Origin of the sequence: Paraburkholderia ginsengiterrae, assembly GCF_001645125.1 — a bacterium.
Taxonomy (GTDB): domain Bacteria; phylum Pseudomonadota; class Gammaproteobacteria; order Burkholderiales; family Burkholderiaceae; genus Paraburkholderia; species Paraburkholderia ginsengiterrae.
Genome location: NZ_LXKA01000333.1, coordinates 41,896 through 65,483 on the forward strand (window position 1 = coordinate 41,896; position 23,588 = coordinate 65,483).

25 protein-coding genes are annotated in these 23,588 nt (G+C 61.5%); 9 read left to right on the forward strand and 16 right to left on the reverse strand.

All coding sequences use genetic code 11. The features are described 5' to 3' along the window. Positions 1 to 199 precede the first annotated feature (199 nt). The gene (locus A6V37_RS25600; RefSeq protein WP_165614494.1) at positions 200 to 937 is read left to right on the forward strand and encodes a hypothetical protein; all 738 of its coding nucleotides are present in this window, start codon (positions 200 to 202) and stop codon (positions 935 to 937) included. A 124-nt stretch (positions 938 to 1,061) separates the two neighbouring features. Continuing rightward, complete coding sequence (gene ppnP / locus A6V37_RS25605) at positions 1,062 to 1,382, forward strand: pyrimidine/purine nucleoside phosphorylase (RefSeq protein WP_064271710.1); 321 nt, start codon at positions 1,062 to 1,064, stop codon at positions 1,380 to 1,382. A 92-nt stretch (positions 1,383 to 1,474) separates the two neighbouring features. Here the strand turns inward: ppnP and A6V37_RS25610 are convergent, their stop codons facing one another. Further along, the gene (locus tag A6V37_RS25610; RefSeq protein ID WP_064271711.1) at positions 1,475 to 1,738 is read right to left on the reverse strand and encodes a hypothetical protein; all 264 of its coding nucleotides are present in this window, start codon (positions 1,736 to 1,738) and stop codon (positions 1,475 to 1,477) included. A 684-nt stretch (positions 1,739 to 2,422) separates the two neighbouring features. Between A6V37_RS25610 and A6V37_RS25615 the strand changes: the two genes are divergently transcribed. Next, positions 2,423 to 4,237 carry a methyl-accepting chemotaxis protein gene (locus A6V37_RS25615; RefSeq protein WP_064286445.1) on the forward strand — a complete coding sequence of 605 codons (1,815 nt, stop codon included), beginning with the start codon at positions 2,423 to 2,425 and terminating at the stop codon, positions 4,235 to 4,237. 70 nt (positions 4,238 to 4,307) lie between these two features. On the opposite strand, the gene A6V37_RS25620 is transcribed toward A6V37_RS25615, so the two are convergent. Continuing rightward, positions 4,308 to 5,216 carry a LysR family transcriptional regulator gene (locus tag A6V37_RS25620; protein WP_064271712.1) on the reverse strand — a complete coding sequence of 303 codons (909 nt, stop codon included), beginning with the start codon at positions 5,214 to 5,216 and terminating at the stop codon, positions 4,308 to 4,310. A gap of 136 nt (positions 5,217 to 5,352) precedes the next feature. On the opposite strand from A6V37_RS25620, the gene A6V37_RS25625 reads away from it, so the two are divergent. Next, entirely contained in the window at positions 5,353 to 6,117 is a 765-nt protein-coding gene (locus tag A6V37_RS25625) for an SDR family oxidoreductase (protein ID WP_064271713.1), read from the forward strand. A gap of 129 nt (positions 6,118 to 6,246) precedes the next feature. On the opposite strand, the gene A6V37_RS25630 is transcribed toward A6V37_RS25625, so the two are convergent. The 9 genes from A6V37_RS25630 to A6V37_RS25670 all read right to left on the reverse strand — a co-directional run bounded on the left by A6V37_RS25630 (position 6,247) and on the right by A6V37_RS25670 (position 14,186). Further along, positions 6,247 to 7,002: an SDR family oxidoreductase gene (locus tag A6V37_RS25630; protein WP_064271714.1), complete on the reverse strand. Its 756-nt coding sequence runs from the start codon at positions 7,000 to 7,002 to the stop codon at positions 6,247 to 6,249. A gap of 42 nt (positions 7,003 to 7,044) precedes the next feature. Further along, a complete protein-coding gene (locus A6V37_RS25635) occupies positions 7,045 to 7,446 on the reverse strand; it encodes a nuclear transport factor 2 family protein (RefSeq protein WP_064271715.1) in 402 nt (133 codons plus the stop codon). Between the two features lie 455 nt (positions 7,447 to 7,901). Continuing rightward, a complete protein-coding gene (locus tag A6V37_RS25640) occupies positions 7,902 to 8,918 on the reverse strand; it encodes a GGDEF domain-containing protein (protein ID WP_064271716.1) in 1,017 nt (338 codons plus the stop codon). Between the two features lie 153 nt (positions 8,919 to 9,071). Beyond that, positions 9,072 to 9,302, reverse strand: coding sequence for a hypothetical protein (locus A6V37_RS25645; RefSeq protein WP_064271717.1), 231 nt, complete (start codon positions 9,300 to 9,302; stop codon positions 9,072 to 9,074). Positions 9,303 to 9,357: 55 nt separating this feature from the next. Next, positions 9,358 to 9,975, reverse strand: coding sequence for a class I SAM-dependent methyltransferase (locus tag A6V37_RS25650; protein WP_064271718.1), 618 nt, complete (start codon positions 9,973 to 9,975; stop codon positions 9,358 to 9,360). 45 nt (positions 9,976 to 10,020) lie between these two features. Then, positions 10,021 to 10,824 carry a lipid II flippase Amj family protein gene (locus A6V37_RS25655; protein ID WP_064286446.1) on the reverse strand — a complete coding sequence of 268 codons (804 nt, stop codon included), beginning with the start codon at positions 10,822 to 10,824 and terminating at the stop codon, positions 10,021 to 10,023. A 57-nt stretch (positions 10,825 to 10,881) separates the two neighbouring features. Beyond that, entirely contained in the window at positions 10,882 to 12,066 is a 1,185-nt protein-coding gene (locus A6V37_RS25660; RefSeq protein ID WP_064271720.1) for a porin, read from the reverse strand. Between the two features lie 108 nt (positions 12,067 to 12,174). Then, positions 12,175 to 12,963: an ABC transporter substrate-binding protein gene (locus tag A6V37_RS25665; RefSeq protein ID WP_064271721.1), complete on the reverse strand. Its 789-nt coding sequence runs from the start codon at positions 12,961 to 12,963 to the stop codon at positions 12,175 to 12,177. A 50-nt stretch (positions 12,964 to 13,013) separates the two neighbouring features. Continuing rightward, a complete protein-coding gene (locus A6V37_RS25670; protein ID WP_064271722.1) occupies positions 13,014 to 14,186 on the reverse strand; it encodes a M20 aminoacylase family protein in 1,173 nt (390 codons plus the stop codon). Positions 14,187 to 14,347: 161 nt separating this feature from the next. Between A6V37_RS25670 and A6V37_RS25675 the strand changes: the two genes are divergently transcribed. Beyond that, complete coding sequence (locus A6V37_RS25675) at positions 14,348 to 15,301, forward strand: LysR substrate-binding domain-containing protein (RefSeq protein ID WP_064271723.1); 954 nt, start codon at positions 14,348 to 14,350, stop codon at positions 15,299 to 15,301. 77 nt (positions 15,302 to 15,378) lie between these two features. Here the strand turns inward: A6V37_RS25675 and A6V37_RS25680 are convergent, their stop codons facing one another. From A6V37_RS25680 to A6V37_RS25700, 5 genes are read right to left on the reverse strand one after another with little or no spacing between them, the layout of a single operon-like run. After that, entirely contained in the window at positions 15,379 to 15,768 is a 390-nt protein-coding gene (locus A6V37_RS25680; protein ID WP_064271724.1) for a VOC family protein, read from the reverse strand. A 49-nt stretch (positions 15,769 to 15,817) separates the two neighbouring features. Further along, positions 15,818 to 16,564: an aspartate/glutamate racemase family protein gene (locus A6V37_RS25685; protein WP_064271725.1), complete on the reverse strand. Its 747-nt coding sequence runs from the start codon at positions 16,562 to 16,564 to the stop codon at positions 15,818 to 15,820. 14 nt (positions 16,565 to 16,578) lie between these two features. After that, positions 16,579 to 17,994: a dihydropyrimidinase gene (gene hydA / locus A6V37_RS25690; RefSeq protein ID WP_064271726.1), complete on the reverse strand. Its 1,416-nt coding sequence runs from the start codon at positions 17,992 to 17,994 to the stop codon at positions 16,579 to 16,581. Between the two features lie 10 nt (positions 17,995 to 18,004). Beyond that, complete coding sequence (locus tag A6V37_RS25695; protein ID WP_064271727.1) at positions 18,005 to 18,733, reverse strand: maleate cis-trans isomerase family protein; 729 nt, start codon at positions 18,731 to 18,733, stop codon at positions 18,005 to 18,007. Positions 18,734 to 18,789: 56 nt separating this feature from the next. Further along, positions 18,790 to 20,085 (reverse strand): MFS transporter, encoded by a 1,296-nt coding sequence (locus A6V37_RS25700; protein WP_064271728.1) that lies wholly within the window; start codon positions 20,083 to 20,085, stop codon positions 18,790 to 18,792. Between the two features lie 229 nt (positions 20,086 to 20,314). On the opposite strand from A6V37_RS25700, the gene A6V37_RS25705 reads away from it, so the two are divergent. The 4 genes from A6V37_RS25705 to A6V37_RS25720 all read left to right on the forward strand — a co-directional run. Then, entirely contained in the window at positions 20,315 to 21,013 is a 699-nt protein-coding gene (locus tag A6V37_RS25705; protein ID WP_064271729.1) for a GntR family transcriptional regulator, read from the forward strand. Positions 21,014 to 21,350: 337 nt separating this feature from the next. Next, on the forward strand, positions 21,351 to 22,196 hold the full coding sequence (locus A6V37_RS25710; RefSeq protein ID WP_423213168.1) for a ferritin-like domain-containing protein: 846 nt from the start codon (positions 21,351 to 21,353) through the stop codon (positions 22,194 to 22,196). A 158-nt stretch (positions 22,197 to 22,354) separates the two neighbouring features. Beyond that, positions 22,355 to 22,900 carry a hypothetical protein gene (locus A6V37_RS41890; RefSeq protein ID WP_064271730.1) on the forward strand — a complete coding sequence of 182 codons (546 nt, stop codon included), beginning with the start codon at positions 22,355 to 22,357 and terminating at the stop codon, positions 22,898 to 22,900. A gap of 3 nt (positions 22,901 to 22,903) precedes the next feature. Beyond that, positions 22,904 to 23,588: hypothetical protein (locus A6V37_RS25720; protein ID WP_157447903.1), on the forward strand; the 685-nt coding region annotated here is incomplete at its 3' end.

Consider the following 23,588-nt stretch of genomic DNA (forward strand, 5'->3'; position numbering starts at 1 on the left):
GGAGATAAAGCAGATCCATGGCCATACCCTCCCATGACGGTCCTTCCTAACCTGAAGCCTAGGAAAAGAGTGGTAAAAGCCGTGGCAAGACTCCATGCCGAGTAGTAAAGAATCCGTAAACGCGCATGGCTTGCTGGTTTGTTTTCCGCTGCGGCGGGTTGCGTCGAGGTGATCCGGTGGAGTCGTTACAATGGCCCGGATGAATCACCGTCAAAAGTTTCAGATGCCAGACTCGCTGATCTCCTACTTCTGGAGTGACGACGCCATTCGCAGCCGGTGCGTGAGCGACATCGTGCTATCCGGCAGGCTCGACGTGCCTGCGCCTCCCGTGCGCCTGCTTGCGGATTGGGACAGAGAGATCGCGTCGAACGTCGTGCTGGATCCCGGCGACGTCGAGCCACTGCCGCTGCCGCGAGCGCGGGCACGCTGGCCGGACTACACGCTCTGCGTGCGGGCCGTGTCCGAGTGGACGCGTGAACTGGGACTGCCTGAGGTGCTGGCCGCAAGCGACGTTGCGCTGATGGCCTGCCGCGGCGCGAGGTATCACCATGACGGCAACCAGTATGGCCATGCAGCCTTTTGCAATCTCTTCATGAGTGACGACAAAGGCCTGGACTTGCACTTCCCCGCTTTGGACCTTCGCATTCCGTTGACACGGGGAACAGCCGTGATATTCGATACCGGCCAGCCGCATGGCGTCATTCAGCGCGGCAGCCGCGGTTTTGACGAAGCCGACTTCGCGCCGGCGCAGGATAACGTCCAGATCTTCCTGACCTGGGAGCTTCCCATCGAAGAAGTCCATGTCGCGCGTGCGCTTCAGGTCGCCTTCGACATCGCCCCTTCGGTCTCGAAGCAACTGGGCGCCGGGCAGATTCGGCTGAACGGCGAACGGGTCACGGTCTGCCCGGATTCCGGCCGGTGGCGCCGGGCCGAATGATGGTCATCACGGTCACGCCGCGGCGTTGAACGGTATGATGGCGGACTCGCGCCCGGCCGGACGCCCATACTGGCTGTCCGCGGCGCTCACGCATTCATTCATGACGATCAGGAGGAAGACCCCCATGACGGCCAGCACGCAATTCGATCAGGTTTCCGTTGTTAAACGAGCCAACGTCTACTTCGACGGAAAATGTGTGTCGCACACGGTGCTGTTCGCCGACGGCACGCGCAAGACGCTCGGCGTGATCCTGCCCGGCGCCCTCAACTTCGGCACCGACGCGCCGGAACTCATGGAAGTGCAGGCAGGCCAATGCCGCATCCGTCTCGAGGGCAGCGACGAATGGAAGACGTATGGCGCGGGCGAGTCCTTTTCGGTGCCGGGCAAGAGCCGCTTCGACATCGACGTGATCGAAACGCTCGACTACGTCTGCAGCTATCTGTAAAGACGCACAGGTCCCGCCAAGGGGTCAACGAAAACGGCACCGCACAACTTCCCGGTGCCGTTTTTATTTGAGGAGAGCTGAATCCGTGCGAATCAGGCCCCGCTGCGCGCCTTGGCGATAGCTTCATCGCGAACCTTCGCGGCCGCCGCCTTCTGCCTGTCATAAACCTTCTTCGCCGCAGCGACTTTCCGGTTGTATTCCTTATTGGCTGCTGCGATCTGCATCCGCATTTTCACGATCTCATCGGAATTGGCGCCTGGCGCCGCGTTCGCGGCGGGCTCCGATGCAGTCTGTGCCCACGCTGACGGCGCGAGCGCCGCTGTGCACAGACAGACCGTTGCGATGAGCTTCTTCATAAATATCTCCGGTTGGACTGCGTTCAGGATTAACGGCGAATGCACTGGGTATGGTGTCGCGGATGCCGCCAACCCAATGTATCTGGAATGGAATTATCCCGGCATCCGATATGTCATGGCTAAATCAGGTTCCGTTCGACTGCCGGATTTCATCCACAAAATGCGTAAATGGATGGTGAATGCTGCGCATTCAAACGGGCGATAACGCCCGCCTGTAAACACACTCTCAAACCTTTGGCATCTCGAAGTTATATGCGACGGTTTATCCGTGTGCAAGAAAAATTCCGCATCGAATGCGAAATGAATGAAAAAGGTAACTGATTCATACATTCCATGATGCGATTCGAATGTCACAGTTAGCGAATATGTGTTGAATCAATGTATTCGATATGACATCTGCGGCAATTACAAATAATCGCGATGGCATTCGAGCTTCAAACATGCAAATCCGGATGCATAGAAATAATTCATTAACTCGACTTATGGTGGTCACCGATCCACTGAATATCAACGTGCTGTGTGAGAGGTGATCGACTCGCCGGCCGTCCGTAAGGCTCAAGTTCTCGCCCGTTGCGCCGTAGTCCGTAAAGGTGGCGCTAAAACCATGGCTCGGTTCGGGTCGAGCCGACGTGCCACATCAGGCATTCCGATTCGTGCAGCACTTTTCCACTCTTCACGGCATCCATGATTTCCTCACTTCGAACCCGCATCCTGATCATTTCCTCGGCTACCGTCATCGGCGCGCTCGCGCTCTCAGGCGCCGCTGCGTACACCACTGTGCGCGCCAACACGATGGAGACGATCGCACAGAACCTGAGCGCCATCGCCGGCGCCAATACGCTGGCCATCGACAAGTGGGTGGCGGCCAAAGCGCAGGCCGTGAAAGTGACCGCCGAAGAGGTGGAACACGGCGATCCGCAGGGTTTCGTCAAGCATCTGAGCCGCGCGGACGACTTCCCGATCACCACGGTGGGCTGGACCGACAAGACCTATTTCTCGACCAGCAACACTACGCCCAAGGACTACGACCCGACCGCGCGGCCCTGGTATAAGGCAGCCATCGCTGCCGGCAAGCTGATTGTCACGAAGCCATATGGCGACGCGTCGACGGGCGTGCCTTACGTGTCGTTTTCCGCGCCGATGATCCGCAATGGCGAGGCGACCGGCGCGTTGAGCGGCGCCGTGCCGCTCGACGGCGTGCGCGAAGTGGTCGCCGCCGTGCATCCGACCCCCTCGAGCCTCGCCTTCGTGGTGACGCGCGACGGTCAGGTGATCGCCCATCCGAATGCGAAGCTGATCCTCAAGCAGGCGGCCGACATTTCCGCCGCGCTCACTCCCGACGCGCTGGCCTCGCTCGTGCAAGCCGGCGCGCCCATGGAAGTCGAGCTGGGCGGCGTCGCGAAGCTGCTCAAAGCGCAACCGGTGCAGGGCACCGACTGGTATATGGTGGTCGCGCTCGACAAGGCGGAGGCCACGGCCGGTCTCGCCAACGTGCTGCGGGCGCTCGGCGTGGCGATGGTGCTGCTGACGCTGGCGGCGGTGGCTATTGCTGCGTTCTTCACGTCACATTCGTTCCGCGGCCTCTCGCAGGTGCGCGACGCCATGGACACCATCGGCTCGGGCAGCGGCGATCTTTCGCATCGCCTGCCGGTCGTGGGCAAGGACGAAGTCGCGCAGATTTCCGCGTCGTTCAATGCGTTTGTCGACAAGATCGGCACGGTGCTGCTGGAAGTGCGCGCCGGCGTGGAGAACATGAAGACGGCCACCAGCGAAATCGAAATGGGCAACCGCGACCTGTCGCAGCGCACGGAAACGTCCGCCTGCAATCTGCAGAACACCTCGGCGGCGCTCACGCAACTGACCGCCAGCGTCAAGCAGTCAGCCGAAGCCGCGATGGAGGCCACGCGGCTCGCGACCTCCGCGAGCCAGGCCGCCGCGCGCGGCGGCGAGGTCGTGACGAGCGCGGTCAGCACGATGGATGAGATCGCCAAATCCTCGGCCCGTATCACCGAAATCATCGGCGTGATCGACAGCATTGCGTTTCAGACCAATATCCTTGCGCTGAACGCCGCCGTCGAAGCGGCCCGGGCCGGCGAGAACGGCCGCGGCTTCGCCGTGGTGGCGGGCGAAGTCCGCACGCTGGCACAGCGCTGCGCGACCGCCGCGCGCGAGATCAAGGACCTGATCCAGGCGTCCGAAGCCAGCGTCGGCACGGGCGCGCAGCGCGTCCAGGCCGCCGGCGCGGCGATGCACGAGATCGTGGCTGGGATCGACCGGGTGAATCGCGTGATCGGCGAAATTGACGGCGCCATGAACGAGCAAAGCGCCGGCATCAGCCAGATCGACCGCAGCGTCGCCGAGATGGACCAGGCGACGCAGCAGAACGCCGCCCTCGTGGAGCAATCGACCGCCGCGTCCGCCACGCTGAACGAGCAGGCGCACGGCCTGTCGCGTATCGTGGGGCTGTTCAAACTACGCCACGCCGACGCCCACGCGTAAGCAGGCCGGCAACGTTCGCGTGCCGCCGATCGACGGCACGCGACACCACGCATCGCTTCGGCGCGCCGCTTCAGGCCCTGTCCCACGGCGGCACGCCTGCGAACGCGTCGACCAGAAAATCAATCGCCGCACGCACCTTCGCGCTCACGTGCCGGCGGCTCGGATATAGCGCGAGCACGTCGATATCCGGCAGCCGGAATTCAGGCAGCACCCGCACGAGCCGGCCGGCGCGCAGGTCGTCGCCGATCATGAAGGTCGGCTGCCAGATCACGCCCTGCCCTGCAAGCGCCGCCGCGCGCGCCGTATCGCCGTTATTGGTGCGCATGTGGCAGTTGACTTCGACGGCGTGCGTCTTACCGTTGCTGTCGATCAGTTGCCATTCGTCCCCGGTGGCGGAATAGGAATAGCCAATGCAACGGTGTCTCGCGAGATCCGCCGGTGTTTGCGGATGTTCCCAACGGCCCAGATAGTCCGGGGAAGCGCAGAGGATGTTTCTCGAGGTCGCCAGCTTGCGGGCCGCGTGGTCAGCCGTGCCGGCACGCGAGATACGAATGGCGAGGTCGAAGCCCTCCTCCACAATGTCGACGACTCGATCGATCAGAGCAACCTCGAGTTCGACATCGGGATACTTCTGCATGAACTGAGGCCATAGCGGCGCCAGATGCAAAATGCCGAAGGTAACCGGCGCATTGATGCGCAGCCGTCCGCGCGGCTCGATCGAGGTCGTCGATACCAGCCCTTCCGTTTCGGCGACGTCTTCCAGAATGGTGCTGCAGCGGGCGTAAAGCGTCTCGCCGCCCTCGGTCAGCGACAGCTTGCGTGAGGTGCGGTTGAGCAAGCGCGTGCCGAGATGCGCTTCCAGTTCATTCACGTAGCGGGTCACGTTCGCGGGCGACGTGTCGAGCGCGTCGGCCGCGCGCGCGAAGCTGCCGCGATTGACCACGGTCACGAAGACCTCAAAGGCGCGCAATCGGTCCATGCTTCGCCCCTACATTCATAAAAGCTGAATGATACCGCCATTATTTTGGCCTTTCCGCCACAAGGTGGAAATCCTATAGTGCTCTCACTGACCGACGCACTGGGGCTCGGTCCACCAACTCAGCCGGAGATAGAACATGCAACGCTTGACAGGAAAAGTCGCCATCGTGACGGGCGCAAGCGCAGGGATTGGCCGTGCCGCGGCAAAGCTGTTCGCCGCGGAGGGCGCCAAGGTCGTCGTGGCCGCGCGCCGCCAGGCCGAACTCGACACGCTAGTTACGGAGATCGTCAGCGCAGGTGGCGAAGCTGCCGCACTCGCAGGCGACGCGCAATCCGAGGACTTCGCGAAGTCGCTGGTCGCATTCGCCGTAGAACGCTTTGGCCGTCTCGACATCGCTTACAACAATGCCGGGACGCTAGGGGAAATGGGGCCGTCCACAGGCGTATCCGAAGACGGCTGGTCCGCCACGATCGCGACCAATCTGACCAGCGCGTTTCTGGGCGCAAAGCATCAGATTCCTGAAATGGTCAAGCATGGCGGCGGATCGATTATCTTCACGTCGACGTTCGTCGGCTACTCGTTCGCCTTCCCGGGGACTGCCGCCTATGCGGCGAGCAAGTCCGGCCTGATTGGCCTGACGCAAGCGCTCGCGGCCGAGTACGGGCCGCAAGGTGTGCGCGTCAACGCAATCCTTCCGGGCGCGGTGGACACGGAAATGTATCGCGACATGAACGACACGGCTGAATCGCAAGCGTTCGTGACGAACCTGCACGCGCTCAAGCGCGTCGCCAGGCCGGAAGAGATCGCACGGTCGGCGCTCTATCTGGCCTCCGACGATTCGTCCTTCGTGACGGGTACGGCTTCGCTGGTTGACGGTGGCGCCTCGATTACGCGCACCTGAGTGGTGTGATGGCGGAGTCTGGCGCGCGGCAGGCAGTCGAAGTGCTGTTCGGCTACCGCGCGCCGAAGTCACCGCTGGCCGACGCCATAACAGGCGTCGGCCAGCGTCATCTTGCCGGAGGACGGCAGTTCACCCGCCAAACAGCTCCACCGCCTGCGCATTGAAGCCATTGACGAACGCATGCTCGCCAGGGCCCGGGTTCGCGCGCATCGGCTTCGCACCTTCAACCAGAACCTCATCCACGTCCGTTCCAAGCACTGCCATCGTTTCATTGATGAAGTCGTCGAGCGGCATCGCCTGTTCGGCCTCGCGGCTGTTCATCAGGTCCGTGCGCACCCAGGGCGGCGCGATCTCGAGCACGCGAACCTTCGAGTTCCGCAGCATGAAGCGTTGCGAGAGAACGTACGAATGCAGTGCCGCCTTGGTCGACGAATACACCGACGTCACGGCCAACGGCACGAAGGCCAGTACCGAACTCGTATAGGCCACCACCGCGTCGTTTTTCGTCTTGAGGTGGTCGATCAGCGCCGACGTCATGCGGATCGGGCCGATGAGGTTGGTCGTGACGGTGTCCACCAGCAGCGCATCGTCGATATGGCCGCCCGCCTGGTCGGGCTGCATGATGCCGGCGTTATTGATCAGCACGTTCAGGTCCGGATAGTCGGCGATCAGTTGCGCCGCAACCTTCTCGATGCTGGCCGGGTTGGTAATGTCGAGTTCGACTGCCGACATGCCGGGATTCGCCGCCACCACCTCGTCGAGATGGCTGCGCCGGCGGCCGCTGATGATGACCTTGTTGCCGCGCTGATGGAGCGCCTCGGCGAGCCCGCGGCCAATGCCTGAACCGCCGCCCGTAATGAAGATCGTGTTTCCAGTGAGTTTCATGATCGCTTCCTTTGGATGCTTAAGTGATGAGTGATGGCGTGCTCAGGCAGGGAACCGGTCGCCGAACATCGGCAGGCCGCTTGCCGATTCCGCCTTGGTGGCTTCGTCCTGCAGGACGTCCCAGTGCTCGGCCAGCTTGCCGTTTTCGAAGCGAACGACGTCGGCCGCGATCCATGACGCGGGCCGGCCATGGCCGGAGAAGCGCCCGTGTGCAATGACATAGTCGCCCTCGGCCAGGATCAGATGGTTCTCGTAGCGCAAGGTATCGGGCAGCGCGCGGACCAGATTGAACAGGCCGTCGCGTCCGGGCGGGATATGCGCGCTGTGCTGAATGTAGCTGTCGGACCAGAAGCGCTCGGCCGCGGCGTAGTCGCGCTTGTTGAACAGCGCCTCGAACGCTTCCAGCACTAAAGCCTTGTTCTGCTCGGCGGTTGTCTTCGTCATGATGGGACTCTCTTCAAAGATTCAGGTAACGACGCCCTCAGGCGCCGGTTAGACATCGTGCCCCCTGCTATCTGGAGGTCCAGTTCAGGAAGGTCATACTTAAGACAATGGTGAATGACATTGTCGTTGAGATGGATTCTGCGCGGCCACCCACGCAATGTCAATGGTGATCGACATTGTATTTTTCGATGGAATTGATTGGGACGCTGTGGGCCGTTGTGGGCCGCTCTGGGCTTTTTTTGGCCGAAGGGAGGGAGATTGGGTGTTTTTCAGGCAGCGGGCGGGCGAAAAACCGCCGCGCGATCACGGCGGCGGCCCGCTTCAGGCAAAGCGGTGTCTACAACCACTTCACGTCAAAAGACGCGTAGGTCGCTTTGGTGATGGAAAAGCAATGGAAGAAGGCCGGGAGGCTGGCGCCTCCCGGAGCCGCGCGAACTCAGCCGTTCACGATGCGGTCATTCGGCGCCATGCGGGAATAGCTTGCGCTGCCGCTTTTCGCGGTACATAGCGGCGTCCGCCAGTTCCAGCGCCTGATCGACGGTGACGAGTCTGACAGCGATCACACCCGCGCTCACGCCGGCGTAATCAATGGCCCTGCCGCCGAGCGCGTAGAGCCCGCGAGTCGCCTCGGAAGCGCGTTTCTGCAACTGCTCCGCTACGCGGTGCGCCTGCTTTTCGCCGACCGGGCCGGGCGCCACCATGGCGAATTCATCACCGCCCACGCGCGCCAGCATGTCCATGTCGCGCACAATGCCGGCAAGACGTTTTGCACACTCGCCCAGGAAGTGATCGCCGATGACGTGGCCGTATGAATCGTTAATGCTCTTGAAGTCGTCGAGATCGATGATGCCGACGATGACGTACGAGCCGTCCCTCGCCGCCCGCGCCAATAGCCTGCCGAGTTCGTCGTGGAGAGCCCGCCGGTTGGGCAGGCCGGTCAGCGAGTCGGTCAACGCGAAGTTCGCGAGGTATTCGTTTGATCGCCGGAGCTCCTCGAGCAAACGCTCCCGCTCGACATGCTGCCCGATCAGCTTCGAAAAGATGTTCAAGGCGCTGAACGCTTGCGGATCGAGCGACTGGCTGTGCTTGCTCGCCCCACACAACGTACCGATCACCGCCCCATTACTCGCGCGAATGGGCGCGCTTGCGTAGGTCTCGATCCCGAGAGCCCGCGCCGCTTCCGAATCGCCCCAGATCTCGCTCGCGTTGGACGTAAACCGGCGCCCTTCTTCCAGACAGCGTTTGCATAGCGTGTCGGACCATGGGACAGTCAGTCCCTCGGGGATCAGGAGTTCACCCGTGTTTCTTACGTAGTCGACGGACTGCACGCCCGCCTCTTCATCAATCGTGGTCAGGTACACGGATTCCAGGCCAGTGATCAGTTCGAGCATTTCCAGCAATGGCCTCGCGAGCTGCTCCAGACTCTCGGCCGAAGCAACCGACTCGGATAGCCGCTCAAGCGTCAACTCCATGTGAACCTCTTATTCGCTAATTGACTTTTTCGACTCAGGATCGCTGGCTGCCGCCACCCAGTCGATTCCTCGGTCAGAACCCCTCCGGTGGCTCAGTGTACTGGGCCAGCTTAGTATATTTGACTCGGGTATTCCACAACACGCCAACAAGAATCAAACTACCGTGTCAGTAATGCGAACGTGAGCATCGGTGATATGGAAGCCATGCTTCTCGATGTCGTCCAGACACGCCGCCGGATCGACGCCGGGGGTGGGTTCGTCGCGGTTCAGTTCTACTGACTTAAATGGGACCCAAGGCGAGAACTTTGCCGGCAAATTCGCTGCTGCAGCATCCGCCGTAAAGCCGAACACACGGCCAGGCCCCCGAAATATATGAACAAGCATTTCGCACACTCCTGTAACGGCCAAACACGCTCGGCCGAATTGGCATCTGGACAATTCAACGGCCCTTCTCAAACGCTAGTCGCGTCCATAACACCCCCTCGTTCCGGTTCACCTGCTGAATCGATTGGATTCGAAGCTCGAGCACGGGTCGCAACGCGTGGAGGCCCGCGAGCTGAATGGTCTCGTTCGCGGAAACGTCGAACATGCGCCGGCCTTCGGGAACGGGTCCATGCCGCAAGGACATGATCAACACACCACCATCGAGCAACAGGGAACTGACCGTGTGCATGGCTCGACGGCGCTGCTCGGCATCAAGGTGCATCCATACGGCTGTGAGCATGACCACATCGAATGTTTCCGGCCTCGAACGCAGGACGGCGAGCTCAGGGAGACTGTCATCGAGCCATTCAACCTGGCATGACGGACACAGATTGATTCCGGCGGCACGCAGTTGATCGACCGGCTCAACGGCCACGACCGAGTGGCCCATCGCTGCAAACGCGGCCGCATCCACCCCTGCCCCGGCGCCAACATCGAGAATGCGAGACGGAGCATTGGGTATCAGGTGCAGAACCGGCTTGTGTTGCCCGGCAAATGGAATGCTCCGCCAGCGCCTGATAAGCGACTGCGCATGCTCCGCGTAACCTTCCGTGCCGCTTACGTTGATGGACATCGATCGCGCTTCGGATCACCGTGGTTTCCGAAGTTTGCCATATTGCTAAATGAGTTCCGCGACACGCACGATAACGAGTGCCGCTGGAACGAGCGCCGCCTGCGCACACAGTGTGTCGAGAACGCGCGCGCCCGCGAGCGTTGTGATGGCACGCCTGAAACTGTTTTCGGAGATCCGGCCTTCAATGACGTCGTCCGTCATCACTGAAACTTGCGGGTCGATGACGACTGCCAATACGACCGTCGCGAAGCCATTGATCACTGACGACAGATTGGCGCATGTCACTCGCAAATCGGGTTTCAGGTATCCGGCATAGAGCGACGCAAAAACGCCTACCGTCCAGATCGCCATCGCGAGAACGTTCAGCCCTATCACCTTCCAGGAAACACCCGCGCCTGCGGTCAGTTGCGTGACGTTGTGCCGGGAAGGAAGCCGCGCGCCGGTCCGGATATAGTTGACGCCTCCGCGACTGAAGATATGGAGCAGCAGACGGGAAATCGAGCGGTTAGCCTGAAAGTGATCGACGGCGCGGCTGAAATAACGCTGGAATGTGGGAATAAGAAATGTCCCGACGATGCTCGCCACTGTGGCGGCCAGCAGGAAAAGCCGAAAGTCGCCGAGCAGGCCATGCTCCATGTGGCGCGCGATATCGAGTTCAACCCGCTTCGCTATGAATGGCCCCTGAAAAGAATTCGCCGTTCGCGAGACCAAGGCAATGATCCCGAATAGAGAAAATGACAAGGCGACCCGGCGTGTGCGAACACCGGCGATCCGCACGGCATAGGCCAGTGTCGCGATCACATGGATTACAAATGTAAGCCCGCAGATGATCAGAAGCTGAGTATCCATGCTGTCGCCGCGAGGTTGGCAGGAGCACCAGTCTACCGGAGCCCCTCCCCGCTGCCGTCAGAAAGTGTGGCGGATTGCAGCGCGAACGAGCACCTGCCGCGACGTTGACGAAAGGTCCTGCGCACCGGGCACGTAGGCACGATCGAGCGACGAACCAGTCCGATCGCCGGCCACCAGCTGATACATGCCCTGCAGATAAATATCCGTTCGCTTCGACAGGTTGTAATCCGCCATCAGTCCGGCTGTGTGAATGCCTGGCTTCGCGCTGCCCGCCGTCGTGTCGAAGCGTTCGATGGTGTAGACATACTCCGCGCCAACGAAAAACGCCGGCGTGAACTGGTATTTGCCGTTCAATTCGAAATTCTGAAACTTCAGTGAAGTCAGCGTACCGCCGGCAAGCGGTCCCGCGACAGGCTGAATTGTTTCCGCCCCGCTCAGATAGGCGACGTTGGCGGTGGGCTGGTCCATGCGCGTGTTCGTGTAGGCAAAACCGATCGTCGCCAACCCGGCCGTGTAGTTGACGCCGGCTCCGAATATCTGCAACTTCGACGAAACGAAATTGCCATCTGCACCCAGCGAGCCGCCCGCGCCGGAAATGGCGCCGCCGGGCGTGGCCGCCGGGTTGTTCGCATTGAGGTAAGCCGCTGCAAAGAGCCAGTCACCGACCGCATATTGCGCGCCCACGCTCATCTGCCGATTGTTGGCAAAGCCCGCATCGTTGCTGAAGCTATACGTTCCGCCGAATGAAAAGCCGCCGAAGGTTGGGCTGGCGTACTTGACCGTGTTGTTCACGCGAAACGTATTGTCGGTGTTGTCGTTATCGTAAGGATGCGAGAACGCGTAGCCGCCCCAGTTGCCATTCGCCGTGGTCTGCGCGAGATAGTCGACGACCGAATCGTACTGGCGGCCCAGCGTAATCGTCCCGAAGCGCTCGCTGGACAGGCCGACGAACGCCTGACGTCCGAACTCGCGGCCACCTTGCGCAAACGCCCCGTTGCTGGCGTTGAAGCCGCTTTCCAGCTGGAACACCGTGCTTAAGCCGCCACCAAGATCTTCGGTCCCCTTCAAACCCCATCGGCTCCCCTGCGCATAACCGCTGGTCATTTCGTAGACCTGGTGGCCGTCCGAGTTGTTCGTGAAATCGATACCCTCATCGATCAAACCATACAACGTCACACTGCTCTGGGCTAACGCGGGGACGGTGGCACTGCACAAGACTACAGCCGAGATTATCTTTTTCATGTAGCTTCCATTTTTTTCGTCATGCTAAATATTTACGATGGCGACTATGCTTGCCTTCTTCCTTGCTCACCGACCGCATGCCTTGCAGGCCAATGCGGTTCGGCATAGTTACTTCGCGCCGTAAATGTCGAAGTCGAAATACTTTTTGTTGATGCGCGCGTAGGTGCCATTTGCCAGTATCGTCGCGAGCGCCTGGTTGAATGCGTCGCGTAACTCGACGTCCTGCTTGCGCAGTCCGAGGCCATCGCCCTGACCGAAATACTTCGGGTCGTCGATCGACGAACCCGCGAACTCGAAGTCCTTGCCTTCAGGTTTTTTCAGGAAGCCGTCGCTGGCTTCAATCGATGCCTGGAATGCCGCATCGAGACGCCCCGACATCAGATCGGCGAACACCTGATCCTGGTTCTGATAGGCCACGACTTCAACCCCGGCCGGCTGCCACATGGCACGCGCGTAGTCTTCCTGACTCGAGCCCTGCTCGACGCCAACGCGCTTGCCCTTGAGCGAGGACGCAACCGGCAGCAGCGGCGAGCCACGCCTCACCACGAGCCGCGCCGGGGCGTTCGAGATTTTGTTGGAAAAAGCGATCTGCTCCATGCGTTTCGGCGTGATCGTCATGGATGAGGAAATCACGTCGAACTTGCGCGCGATGAGGCCGGGAATCATGCCGTCGAAACTCATCTCCACCCACACACATTTCGCATGCATCTGCGCGCACAACGCGTTCGCAATGTCCACGCCGAAGCCGGTCAGTTTGCCGTCCGGCGTTTTGTACTCCAACGGCGGATAGGTCGGGTCGACGGCAAGCCGGATCTCCCTGCCGGTCCAGTCGGCCGCGTGCGCCGCGCCGGATATAGCCGCGCAGGCAAGAGCAAGCGTAATCGTCCAGTTCTTCATTTGCATATCTCCTTCTGTTGTATGAATGGTTTAGCCGGCATGTGTGTGCGTCACCTAAGAATTCGCTCGGCGAGCATGACCCAGTAGTTCGCGCCGATCGCGAGGCAATCGTCGTTGAAATCGTATTCGGGGTGATGGAGCGAACAATTGCGCGCGGTGTCGCCGTTGCCAATCGACACATAGCTGCCCGGACAGCGCTCGAGCATGTACGCAAAATCGTCGCTTGCCATAAGTGGACACAGACCGTCCATCAACGCGTCGGGGCCGCCCCAGTCCAGTGCAACCTGGCGCGCGACTTCGGTCTCCGCCGCATGATTGATCAGCACCGGATAATCGTGGTGATAGTCGATCTCTACACGTGCGCCGTAACTGGCTGCCTGACCCTGCGCGGTCTCGCGAATCCGTTTTTCGAGCAGCGCGCGCACTTCAGGCGAGAGCGCGCGCACGCTCAGCAGCAGGTCCGCGTGTGCCGGGATCACGTTGGACGCAGCGCCCGCATGGATCGCGCCGGCGGTAACGACCGCCGGATGCCGAGGGTCAACGTTGCGCGCAACGATGCTCTGCAAGGCCATGACGATCGACGCACAGACGACGACAGGGTCGATCGTATGCTGCGGCGACGCTCCGTGACCGCCGCGCCCGATCACGCGGATGGTCACTTCATCGGCCGAGGCCATGAACGGGCCGTCGTGAAACCCTAGACGCCCGGCTGGGAAGCCGGGCACGTTGTGCATCGCGTACACCGCATCGCATGGAAAGCGCTCGAACAGGCCGTCTTCGATCATCTTGCGAGCGCCGCCCAGCCCTTCCTCGGCGGGCTGAAAAATCAGATTCAACGTACCTTGCCATTCGGTGCGTTGCGCAAGACATTTCGCCGCCGCGAGCAGCATCGCCGTATGGCCGTCGTGACCGCATGCATGCATGACGCCATCGATTCGGCTCGCGTGAGGTAAGCGCGTCATCTCGTGGATCGGCAAGGCATCCATGTCAGCGCGCAGGCCGAGGCTGTAACCGTGACCGCGCGTAAGCGTCCCGACCACACCCGTTTCGCCGACCCCGCGCGAGACGCGATATCCCCATTCGGCGAGCGACGTCGCGACGAACCCGCTCGTCGCGTGCTCGTTGAAACCCAGTTCCGGATTCGCATGCAGCTTGCGACGCACCGCGATCATCTCGCGCTCGATCGCTTTAATTTCCGGCAATACCCGCTCTGCTTCCACCATCCCTCCCTGATATGAAACCGTTGGTCGTCACCTGACCCGATTTCTGGCGGCGGTGACGACGTGCAGTGAGGCGGATCGTATGCAGCGAAAATACGCGGAACCAGCCAGCGTTTTGTTATGATGACAACCTCTCGTTGTCTCCCCAGATCGAATTCCGGCTCATGAAGCTGCATCAACTGGAAGCGCTGGTCGCCAGCGCAGACGCTGGCAGCATCCGCGGCGCCGCACGCGCTCTCGGGCTTTCGCAGGCCGCCGTCACGCGCGCGCTGCGCGAGCTGGAAGCGAACGAGCGCTTGCCGCTCCTGGTTCGCGCGCCGGAAGGCATTGGCTTCACGGAACACGGCAAGGTTCTGCTCACTCATGCGAGGCTCGTGCTCAACCAGCTGGAGCATGCTCAAAGCGACCTCGAAAGACTGCGCGGGCGCATTGAAGGGCGCCTCATGGTCGGCGTGACACCATGGGTCACGCTGACATTCCTCCCCGAAGCCGTGCTGCTGTTTCGCAAGCAGATGCCCGAGATTCGCCTTGAACTATTCGAAGGGCTAATGGCCGTGGCGCAACCGCTGCTGCGCGAAGGCAGCATGGACTTTGCGATCGGGCAACTGCCGCCCGCCGCCGGCACCCAGGAATTCGCGTGCGAGCCCCTGCTCACCTACGAATCGTCGGTCATGGTGCGTGCCGGACATCGGCATCAGCATGCAAGCTCGATTCACGAGCTGCTCGATAACGATTGGGTGCTGAACTTCCCGGCGGATGGACAGGCCGGCCTGGTGGACTATCTCTTCACACGGCATGGCGCGCAGATCGACGAGCGCCGCATAGTGCGAGCCCAGTCGGTTGCGATGCTTCAGACCATGGTGGAACAGGCGGACATGTGCACCTGGAGTCCGACCGTGCTGAGCCTCGTGCCTCCCTTCGGTGGCCGGTTGCGCGCGCTCGCATTGAAAGAGCATTTCGAATCCAGACAACTGAGCATTGTCAGCCGGCGAAATAGCACGTTGAGTAGTGCCGCGGTCTGTTTTGTCGAGTGCCTGTTGAAAGTGATTCGCCGGCATTCGCGCTCGGCGAGGAAGGACGATCTCGCGTTATTCGCGACGTTGACGCTTTTGATCTGACTTAGGTGTGTCTACAGCGAACTGATCGTCGTTGCCGTCTTCCAGTGACGAAGACAGCGCCGTGTATGGCGACCTCATTAACGCGGCCACGCGGCGTTCTGCAAGACGGTCCGGTAACCGTCGAAATCCTCGAACGTTTGCCCCGAAACGGCCCAATAGGGGTTGAATGAGCGCACGCGAACGAATCCGTGCTCATCCAACCTTGCACAGGCGGACTGCCATGTTTCTGCGTCGGGAAGGTACAAGACGAGCAGATCCTCGTGAGTGGGCGCAGGCGTCACCGGAGCCGTTCGGCACTGCGTGAACTCCAGGTGATAGTCCATGCCGGCTGGGCCAATCATCACGCCGTCGAAGCCCTGGTGATCCGCAAACCTCCCCATCACCGAAAAACCCAATCCCGCGCAATACATTTGCTCGGCTCTGGCAAGGTCGCTCACAGGTCTGGCGATTCTCAGATGTGCTTGCATCCGGACATCTCACATGGTCGGTTTGGAGGCCAGATAGTATGCCGAATTTTTATTGCCGACCGTTCAGCAACCGCTCAAGCGCTTCCGGCAAGCCCCGGTTCGGCTTGACCGGCGGCTGGGTAAAGCTGCCTTTCGTGGCTTTTTGCGGACTGAGCCGGATGAGGCCCTCCAGTTGGGTAATCGCGCTCGATACGCCATCCACCACCGGCACCGGCAACTCGTTGCGGATCTCACGTGCGAGCCCAGCCAGCGGCGCGCCGGCGATGATGATGACGTCCGCACCATCTTCGTCGACCACCTGGTTGCACAGCGCCTTCAGTCTTGCTGCGTAGTCCTGCTGCACGCTGCCGATATCGCGCAACGGCTCCTCGAGCGAGCGGATGCTGGCGAGCCGCGTCGCCAGATGGCTGCGTTCGACCGTCTCGCGGTACCACGCCTTGATGCGCGGCGAGATGGCGATGATCGAGAAGCGCTGCCCGAGCGTGGCGGCCGTCATGAGGGAAGCCTCGGTCAGGCCGACGACCGGCACGTCGAGCAGCTCCTTGATGCCTTGCAGGCCCGGATCGCCGAACGCTGCGACCACCACACCGTCGAAGCTGCCGTGCCGTTCAGCCGCGACGCACGCGGTCGCGTACCCGCCCACCAGCGCCTCGAAGCGGGTCTCGATGTAAGCCACGCCGAACGGCGCGGTCGCGACTTCGATCTCGGTGCCGGGAGACGCGCTGCGCTGCGCCTCCGCCTGAATCAGCGTCGAGACGCTCTCGGAGATATTGGGGTTGATCACGAGGATCTTCATGCTGCGCTCCGGCTTCAAAGGTCGACGTACTGCGGTTTGCCGGCGGCGAGAAAGCGGCCCCGGCCTTCCTGCGGCTCAAGATAGCGGCCACCCTCTACCAGCAGTTCGCCGCGCGACAGGCAATGCTTCGGCCAGCCTTGAACGGTGCGGCCCTCGTACGGCGTGTAATCGACGTTGTGATGCAGCGCATCGTTGGCAATTACGACCTGCTTGTTCGGGTCCCACAGCACGATGTCGGCGTCGGCGCCGACCGCGATCGTCCCTTTGCGCGGATAGAGGCCGTACAGCTTCGCGGGATTCAGCGAGGTCAGCTCGACGAACTTGTGCAGTGACAGCTTGCCGCGATTGACGCCATCGAATAGCAGCGCCAGCCGTGTCTCGATGCCGGGGATGCCGTTCGGAATGTGCTCGAACGACACTTCCTTGCCACCGGGCTTCTTGCCCTGCGGATCGTCATAGGAAAACGGCGCGTGGTCGGAAGAGAACACGCTGAATACGCCACGCTTGAGCGCGCTCCATACCGCCTTCTGGCTGAACGAGTCGCGCGGCGGCGGGCTGCACACGCATTTCGCGCCGTGATAGCCGTCTTCCTGGCCGAGATCTTCGGCGGTCAGATACAGATACTGCGGGCAGGTCTCGGCGTAGATGTTGAGGCCGCGCTGCTGCGCCCATTCGATCTGCTCGATCGCGTCCTGGCCCGACACGTGAACGATCAGGATCGGCACGTCGACGAGTTCGGAGAAGGCAATCGCGCGATGCGTCGCCTCGCGCTCGACCACCGCCGGGCGCGACAGTGCGTGGTACTTCGGCGCGTAGTTGCCGGCTTCGGTGAGCTTGTCGGTCAGCCACGCGATGCAGTCCGAGTTCTCGGCATGCACCATGACCAGTGCCTGGTTGCGGCGCGCCACGTCCATCACCTCGAGAATCTCGCGGTCGCTGAGCTTGAGATCGTCGTAGGTCATGTAGATCTTGAACGACGTATAACCGGCCGCGATCAGTTCCGGCAGCTCGCGCTCCAGCACCTCGGGCGTGGGATCGGAGACGATCAGATGGAACGCGTAGTCGGTGACGGCGCGTCCCTCGGCGCGGCGATGATAGTCGGCCACTGCCGCCTTGAGCGATTGGCCCTTGGCCTGCGCGGCGAACGGGATCACCGTCGTGGTGCCGCCGCACACGGCCGCACGGGTGCCGCTCAGGAAGTCGTCGGCCATTCTCAGGCCTTCAGGCATGGGCTGGTCGAGATGGCAGTGCGCGTCGATGCCGCCGGGCAACGCCAGCAGGCCTGTGGCGTCGATCTCGCGCTTGCCCTCGCCCAGCTCGCGGCCCAGCGCGACGACAACGCCGTCCTTCACGCCAATATCGCAGTTAAAGCGCTCGGACGCGGTGACCACGTCGGCGTTACGGATTATCAGGTCGTACACGGTAGTCATGGCGGATCTCTTACACAACTTCGGAAAACAGCCGGCCCCAACCCGTCACGCGGGTCGTGTCGTAGCCGGCGAGCTTCAGCGATTTCCACACCACCGTGGAGATCGTGTCGTAGAGCGGGATGCCGTGGTTCTGCTCCACTTCGGCGGCCAGATGCGCGGCGCGCAGGTTGGTGCAGAACGTGACGATCGCTTCCGGGCGCTGCGTCGCGACTTCGCGGATCTGTTCGCGCAGCGTATCTTCGGTTACTTCGGAGAACTCAAAGTTCACCTTCAGGCCGAGATGGTTTTCAGAAGCGCAGTCAATGCCGTTGTCACGATAGTTGGCGACGATTTTCTGCTGGACCTCCTTGAGATAGGGACTCACCAGACCGAATTTCTTCACGCCGGTCTGTTCCAGAATCTCGTTCAGCGCCAGCACCGACGTGGTGGCCGGAATGCCTGTCGCCTCCTCGATCTCGCGACACAGGCGGCGGTCGGTGTCGAAGCCGAGCCAGCCGGACGAAGTGCCGTTCCAGGCGATCACATCGACCTTGGCGTCGGCCAGCAGCTTCGCGGCCTGAATGATGTGAGTGGTGTCGAACTGGCCTAGCGCCGTCTCCGACAGCGAAATCTCGGTCACCCGGAAGCGCGAGAAATGGGCACTGACGCCGGGCAGCTGGGCCACCATCGCGCTCGTGATCGGTTCGAGCGCGGTGTTGGACGACGGGGTAAGCATGCCGAGCAGGACGCGTTTGCTCATGATGAATCCAGCAATGAATAGTTAAGTATGAAAACAGCGGGTGCGGAACGCCTGGCTCAGACCGGCAGCTTGCGTTCGTAGTCGATTAGCGTCGAACAGACGAACAGGCCCACGCCAGCCGCCGCGAAAAACATCAGCGCCAGAAAATACGAGCCGGTGGTCTGCACGATCAGGCCGACGATGATCGGCACGAGGATCCCGCCGATATTGCCGCCCAGGTTCATCAATCCGCCGAGAAAACCGATCTTGTTGCGTGTGCCGAGAATGGAAGGCAGGCACCAGTACAGACCGCACCAGCGCAGGAAGAACAGCGTGGAAGCTAGCAGGACGACGACCGTCACCGCATTGCCGACATAGGCGACCGAGAAGATCGACACGGTGGCCGCCACGGCGGCGATACCAAACAGCGTGCGCATGACGCGGTTGGGCGAACCGCCGGCTGCCTTCCACTTGTCGGCAATCCATCCGCCGACCAGTTCGCCGACGAAGCCGCTGAAGAAGATCGCGAAGCTCGCGCCGCCCATCTGCTGGATGTTGAAGCCGTGCACCTTGTTCAGATAGTTAGGCATCCAGGTGAGCAAGCCGTAGAACACGGAGTTGAAGCACATCCAGCCGAAAAACATGCCCCATACCGAGCGGTACTTGAAGAAATCCAGACTGCGTCCGCTGGCATTAACCGGCTCGCTGCGGTGCTCCTCCGCGAGAGCCGCTTCGAGATATTCCGCTTCGGCCTCATTGACTGACGAATGCTCACGCGGGTTGTTACGGATGTAGTACCAGGCAAACAGGCCGGCCAGCATGGTGCCGACACCGGCCACCACGAACGAGGTGCGCCAGGAGCCGAACTCGCTGATCAGCCCGGAGATGATCACCGCACCGAGCGCCGCGCCGAGCGGAGCGCCGCCGTCGAGCAGTGTCGCGCCGCGGCCGCGTTCGTGCCGGGTCATCCACATGGCGTTGAGCTTGCCGCCCGCCGGATAGATCGGCGCTTCGGCGAGACCCAGCCCCAGGCGCGTGAGAATCAGCGCGGTGGCCGTCGAGCAGACAGCGGCAATGCCCTGAAAGAAGCCCCAGAACAACGTGGCGCACGCGATCACGATACGCGGCTTGAAACGGTCAGCCAGCATGCCGCCCGGGATCTGCATGAAGGCGTAGGTCCAGAAGAACGAGCTGAGGATCAGCCCCTGCACGGCCGGGGCGATGTGAAACTCCTTCGCGATCAGCGGCATGGCGACGGACAGCGAAGCCCGGTCCACATAGTTGATCGAAATCAGCATCAGCATGATCAGAAAGATTTTCCAGCGTACGCCGGTCCTGACCTCGGCCTGCACGGCCGCATTTACAGTTCGCATCGATGTCTCCTCCGTTCGCCTGATTTCGGCCTTCGGGTTTCATGTCTGTGACCGGGACCGCTCCCGGCCCGGTGCGCTGCATGCGCGAAAGCAGTATATGATGCCTAATTATGAATTACAAGCTCTGTAGTTAATTGATTTTGTTGTGTTTTTATTTTTATAGCTCGCCTCGGGATTCTGTACGACAATTAAGCGGAGATTGAAGACGCAACTGGGAAGCAAAGGCAACATGGACATGAAGTCACTACCGGCGGACACACGCAAGCGCATCAGCCTGCGCGGCACGGGCATGTACGCGGCGATCGCGGAGCGCTTGCGCGAGATGATTCTCGAAGGGGAATTACCGCCCGGCGAGCACATCGACGAGAAAGCGCTGTGCGAACAGTTCGACATCTCCCGCACGCCGCTGCGCGAAGCACTCAAGACGCTGGTGACCGAGGGCCATGTGACCCACCGGCAGCACATGGGCTTTCAGGTCGCGCCGATCAATAAAGACGAGATTGCCGCCATCTTCGAAGTGCTGCATGGCCTCGAAGAGACGGCCGGCCGGCTGGCCGCGCAGCGTATCGACGACAAGCAGATGAAGGTACTGCTGGAGCGCCATCGCACCATGGAAACCTATCACCGCGAAGGCAAGCGCACGGCCTACTACCGCGCGAACCAGAAAGTGCATCAGCAGATCGTCGATGTCGCCGGGAACCCGGTGCTATCCGATCTGTATGCATCGTTGATGAGCAAGATCCACCGCGCGCGAGGCGCGGCCAATGCAGACGTGCTCCGCTGGGCTGAGTCTCTCGGCGAACACAGCGACATTCTGGATGCGCTCGCCAAACGCGATGGTGCGCGCCTCATCCGGTTGCTGCGCGAACACTCCGAGCACACGGCAGCGGAAGTGATGAAAGTGCTGAAGGCCACCAGCGGGGATTAGCGAAGGCCAATGAAATATGCGCTCTGACTTAAGGGCGTGAATGACAAGTGCAACGCTTGTCAGCGACGAATTTCCATTGGCGATTGGCGGCCGGCGATTGGCCCGTTTGCCGATGTGCAGCGCCAGAGCAAACCGATTCGAGTCATGGCAGAATCCGCGGTGGTGCATTCACCGGGGAGCCTCCCTAATGAGTGATTCGATCTCTGACAGATTCGCTGTCGAACACCTGATTCAAGACTTCACCGCGCCCGCGCTGCCGCAGCACGGTGCCGACCGGGCCGCTCTCGACGTGGCGGACAGCAACGCGCGGCAGTGGACGAGCAGCGTCGCCGGCCCGATGAAGCCGGGCTCCGACGTGCATCGCCGCGAGATGTGCCGGATGTTTCTCGAGACCTTCAATCCGTACCGTCCGGCCGTGCTCGAATGGCCTCATCTCGAGCCCGACGCGCTCCAGCGGATTGTTTCCCTGCCGATATGGGACATCGCCGTGCAGACGGAAGGCAAGGCACGACTGCGCATGGCGGCGTATGCCGCTACCCTCGCCGAATCTGACGTGCGCGAAGCGCTCGCGCTGAACGCTTGGGAAGAAAACCGCCACAAGGAAGTGCTCACACGGATGGTGGCCGCATACGGTATTCCGCTCGAGAGCGAAGCGCCCTACGTCCACCCCAAAGACACCGAGTGGGCCTACCTCGTGACAGGTTACAGCGAGTGCATCGACAGCTTCTTCGCCTTCGGCCTGTTCGAAGTCGCCCGGCGCTCGGGGCTGTTCCCGCCCGAACTGGTCGACACCTTCGAGCCGGTTATGCAGGAAGAGTGCCGCCATATCCTGCTGTTCGCAAACTGGGTCGCGTGGCATCGCGCGCAACTGTCCTGGTGGCAACGGATCCGCTTCAAACTGAGAGTGGCCGCCGTGTGGGTGTTTCTCGGCTGGGAGCGGATGAATCTCGCGCGCACGCTCGATGCCGACGGCAACGAGCACACACACAAGCGCAACTTCACGGTGAACGGTGCGCAAACCGTGTCCTCCACCCCCACCAGCGTGCGTGAACTGATGACGCTGTGCCTCACGGAAAGTGAACGGCGCTTCTCCGGTTATGACGCTCGTCTGCTACGCCCCCAAACGATGCCGAAGCTCGTGCGCTTCGCACTGCGATTCATGCGGGCGGACGACAGGAAGTAGCGCGGTGCGAGGGTTATGTGCCCTGTCGAACATTCGTCGCCAGATTAATCTTCTGAAGAAGCTTTTCCATCGCCTAGCATTCTTTGTCCGAGCGTGTTTTCAGCGGCTTGCCCTGTGAGCCCGGATTATTGCAGCGCGCGCTGGAAAGGAGATCGACGATGTCCATTACGATTGCAAATCGCGCCGATGGCCAACTGATCCTCGAATCTCCCGGCGGGCAAGTCATGCTCGATTTCACCGAGACCACGGAGACGGTGATCGCGCCCGCGCAGGAGCAACCACAGCAACCGCCACAGCCCCAGGATCCGCAGCAGCCGCAGCAACCGCAGCAGCCGACCCGTTCCGGGGATGAGCCAGCGCCGCCCAAGCCCATCATTCTGGGTCCGTTGCCGGCCCCGCCGCTCCCCATGAGCATCATCAAAGTCAAACATAGCGCTCTGGTCTGGAGCGTGATCACGGCGGGCCTGCCGCTTCTGAGACTCGATCGGATCATTGAAAGCGGCGAACTGAACAGCGAAACGAAAGCCGAACTCGCCGCGAGAGCGAATCGCCTGCAACCCGGCGAGCCGCTCAGCGTCGACGCACACCTGCCCACAGGCCATGCGATCGATGCGGAGTTGCTGGCCGGTCATCTGAGTCAGATCGCGAAAGTCATGGGGCACCCCATCGTCATGAGTCTCTGGACCAAAGTCCTCGGCGAGTAACGTGTGGCAGCCTCCGACGAACCCGCTTCCACTGCCGCTGCCGCGGCCGGCGATCCCTATGCCACCAACAAGGCGAATCTGCGCGACACCATAAAGTGGCTGGCGGGCATCTTCGGCGCGCTGGCGGCGGTCGTGATCGCCGGCACGCCTTTGTCGGGGCTTGGCGCACTGCCGTGGCCCAGCACGAAATTCCTGTGGGCGGCCGGCATCTTGCTGTTCAGTTTCGTGTGCATCTGCCTTGCGCTGATCTTCACGCTGCGATTGCTTCGCGCCGATCTGCTGTATTTCTCGGATCTGGCGCCCGATGCCACGGCACCCAGGACTAAAGTAACCTGTGAAATCAGGCGGCTCCGAAAGGACATCGACAAGCACCGGGCGGACCTGCTTCCTCCTGGCTACACGTCCATAGACCAGTTTCAGGCAGTCGTCCAGGCTGCCGTGACGCAAGCCACTGACTTTGGGAAGCAATGGGTGCAACATGCTGCCGCGCCGAATCCTGATGAAGCTCAGGTAGCCCAGGCAAAGGGCGCGTACGAGGCTCAGGTGGCGGCACTACTCGACTTTCGCGCCTACCAGCAGCGAATCCTCGCGTACGCCTCTTATGTCCGGTTCTACAACCGCCTGCGTAACGCCACGCCGCTACTGTTCCTGTTGGGCATCGCCGCACTGCCCGCGCTCATGGCGTTCG